Origin of the sequence: Kitasatospora sp. NPDC036755 (genome assembly GCF_040636595.1) — a bacterium.
GTDB lineage: Bacteria > Actinomycetota > Actinomycetes > Streptomycetales > Streptomycetaceae > Kitasatospora.
The window spans coordinates 1-2846 of the sequence record NZ_JBEZUT010000587.1 but is presented as its reverse complement, the minus strand read 5'-3'; the positions used below and the strand labels follow the sequence as shown (position 1 = coordinate 2846).

Annotated in this window: 3 protein-coding genes; 2 read left to right on the top strand and 1 reads right to left on the bottom strand. The window is 75.5% G+C overall.

Annotation, left to right across the window (positions count from 1 at the left end; all coding sequences use genetic code 11):
• A partial coding sequence (locus AB0E96_RS40225) for a cytochrome P450 (protein ID WP_359831685.1) occupies positions 1 to 1338 on the bottom strand: 1338 nt, incomplete at its 3' end.
• 340 nt (positions 1339 to 1678) lie between these two features.
• Here AB0E96_RS40225 and AB0E96_RS40220 point away from each other — a divergent pair.
• Together AB0E96_RS40220 and AB0E96_RS40215 are read left to right on the top strand one after the other, a co-directional pair.
• Complete coding sequence (locus AB0E96_RS40220; RefSeq protein WP_359831683.1) at positions 1679 to 2443, top strand: sigma 54 modulation/S30EA ribosomal C-terminal domain-containing protein; 765 nt, start codon at positions 1679 to 1681, stop codon at positions 2441 to 2443.
• A 52-nt stretch (positions 2444 to 2495) separates the two neighbouring features.
• A partial coding sequence (locus AB0E96_RS40215; RefSeq protein WP_359831682.1) for a hypothetical protein occupies positions 2496 to 2846 on the top strand: 351 nt, incomplete at its 3' end.

Here is a 2846-nt window from a genome sequence, read left to right as displayed (position 1 = left end):
CCTCGCCGCCCACGGCGGGGCCGGCGTCCAGCACCTGGCCTTCAGCACCCGCGACATCGCCGGGGCCGTCCGGACCGCCCGGGAGCGGGGCGTGGTGCCCGCGCCGAACGGCAGGAAGGACGGCCGTCCGGTGCTGCCGCCGTCCTGCCAGCGCTCGGGCCGGAAGCTCGTCGGCTCCGGGTAGCGCACCGGGTCGCGGTGCAGCGCGGTCAGGCTGTACAGCAGCTCGGTGCCGGCCGGGACGCGGTACGGGCCCAGCTCGACCGGCACCTGGGCGGTGCGCATCAGGAAGGCGTTCGGCGCGTGCAGCCGCACCACCTCCTGGGTGACGGCCCGGGTGTACGTGAGCCGGGCGAGCGCCTCCGGGGTGGGGACGGTGCCCGCGGGCAGGTGCTCGTCCAGCTCGGTGAGGATCCGGGACTCCACCTCGGGGCGGCGCAGCAGCTCGTCCAGCAGCCAGGTGAGCGTGGTGGAGACGGTCTCGGTGCCCGCGCCGAACATGGTGATCGCCTCGGAGCGGACGTCGGCCTCGGTGAGCGGGCAGCCGGTGGCCGGGTCGGTCGCGGCGCGCAGCAGGTCGGGCAGGGTGCGCCGGGCCTCCCCGCCCGGTTCGGTCGCGGCGCGGCCGCCGACGGCCTTGTCGACCACCCGGTTGAGCACCCGCACCGCGTCGTCGAAGCGCCGGTTGACGGGCAGCGGCAGCCGGGCGAGCGCCGGATTCGGGTAGAGGGACTGGACGATCTGGCCCTTCACCAGGTCCGGCAGCGCCCGGTGGAAGGCGACGGTGGCCTCCTCGCAGAGCCGGGCGTCGAACAGCGAGCGGGTGACGATCTCCAGTGCGAGGTGGTTCATCTCCTTCGCCACGTCGAGGACCTGCCCGGTGTGCCAGCGTTCGATCCGCTCCTCGGTGACCTGCTGCATCACGGCCAGGTACTCGCCCATCCGGTCCGGCCCGAAGGCCGGCTGGATGATCCGGCGGCGGTCCCGGTGGGCCTGGCCCTCGGACATCAGCAGGCCGTCGCCGAAGGCCGTCTTGAGGGTGTCCTGGACGGCGCCGCGCGGGCAGTCGTGCGCCAGTGCGACGAGCAGCGTGTGGACCAGCCGGGCGTCGGTGACCACGCAGACGGTGCGCGGGCCGAGGCGGATGCGGACCACCCCGCCGTGGCGGGAGAGCGAGCCGAGGAAGCCGAGCGGGTCGCGCAGCAGGGCGCCGGCGTGCCCGAGGCCGGGCAGGGCGCCGGGGGCCAGTGGCGGGACGGCGGCGCGGGTCAGCGGGGAGGGGCCGGGTGCGGTTCTCGGGGGGACGATCAGCTTCCGGGTTTCGGTCAGCAGGGACATGACACTACCTCTCGTCGGAATGGTTGGCGCGAAGGTGCCCGGCGGCATCGGCGGGCCGAGCGGGAGTCGGGGGACCGTTCGGCGCGGACCCCGCGCGCGCCCCCGGCGGGAGGGCGCACGTTGGGCAAACGCGCCGGTTTCCCGAGCGTTGCGCCGAATGTGCGGGGATCACTCCAACGGCCGAGTGGATCGACCCTTTCGTGCGTGCTCGAAGCTCCGTGTTGACCTGCGCGGATGCGTCCGTACGGGTGGTCCGCGGCCTGTCGGCGGGGCAGGGTCTTTGGACCCTCGCCGCACGGGCGTGCGAAGGACAGCATGGATGCGAAGAAGGAGGAACCTGATGACCCGTCTGCGCCACCGGCCGGCCCTCGACGTCCGGGTGGAGATCCGCGGCGAGCTGCCGCGCGAGGACGCCGAGTACGCCCGGGCCCGGGCACTGGCCACCGCCACCGCGCTCGGCCCCGACGCCCACGCGCTGCGGCTGCGGCTGACCCGCTCGCGGAACCGGTCGGTGACCCGGCCCGCGCTGGCCCAGGCGGACGTCGAGCTGGCGGATGTCGGACCGGTCCGGGTGCAGCTGGCCACCGGCACCGAGCGGGAGTCGGTCGACCTCGTGCTCGGCACGCTCGCCGGCCGGGCCGTCCGACTGCGCGAGCAGGGCGACATCGGCTACGCCGTCGCGTACGAGAGCGCCTACCGCCCGCAGTTCGCCGACCGCCCGCTCGCCCAGCGGCGGATAGCCCGGCACAAGGCGGTCCGGCCGGCCCGCCGCGGCCCCGACCAGGCCGCGCTCGAACTGCTCGCCCTCGACCGGCGGTTCCACCTCTTCGTGGACGCCGGGACCGGCCGGGACACCGTGATCCACCGCTGCTCGCCGAGCGGTGCGGCGGAACTGTGCGTCGCCGGCACCGGGGCGATGCCCCGGCTCGACCTGGCCGAGGCGGCCCGCCGGCTCTGGCTCACCGGCCGCCCGTTCGTCGGCTGGACCGACCCCGGCGACCACCGGGCCCGGGTGCTCTACCGCCGCTTCGACGGCCACTACGGCCTGATAGTGCCGGTATCGGACGGCCGGATCGGGGCAGGAACCCTGTCGGCACAGGACTGACACCGCGACGCGACGACCACACCACGAACTCTCCACGACAGGGGCCGGGACCATGGACTGCGACGAGGTCATGCTGACCGTCCGGATCACCGCGACCGAGCGCGCGCTGCTGCGCGACCTCGCGCGCGGGCACGGCGGCGACGTCTCCGAGGTGGCCGTGGACGGGCTGCTGGAGGTCATCCCCGCACTGCACGACGACGCCTGCGTCCTGCCGCTGCTGCGGGTTCTGGCCAGGCCGGCGCCGTTCGCGCTCACCCTGTGGCTGCCCGCCCCGGTCGCGGACCTGCTGCCGCTGCTCGGTGAGCGGCTCGTGCGCACCGGCGGCCCCGCGGCGGGGCCGGCCAGCGCCGCGCTCTCGGCGGCCCTGCGGCTCTGGCTCGCCGGGGACCGCGGCGCCCTGGCG

Excerpts from the sequence above, each read along its gene's own strand:
- AB0E96_RS40220 (WP_359831683.1), top strand. The coding sequence starts at position 1,679 with ATGACCCGTCTGCGCCACCGGCCGGCCCTCGACGTCCGGGTGGAGATC.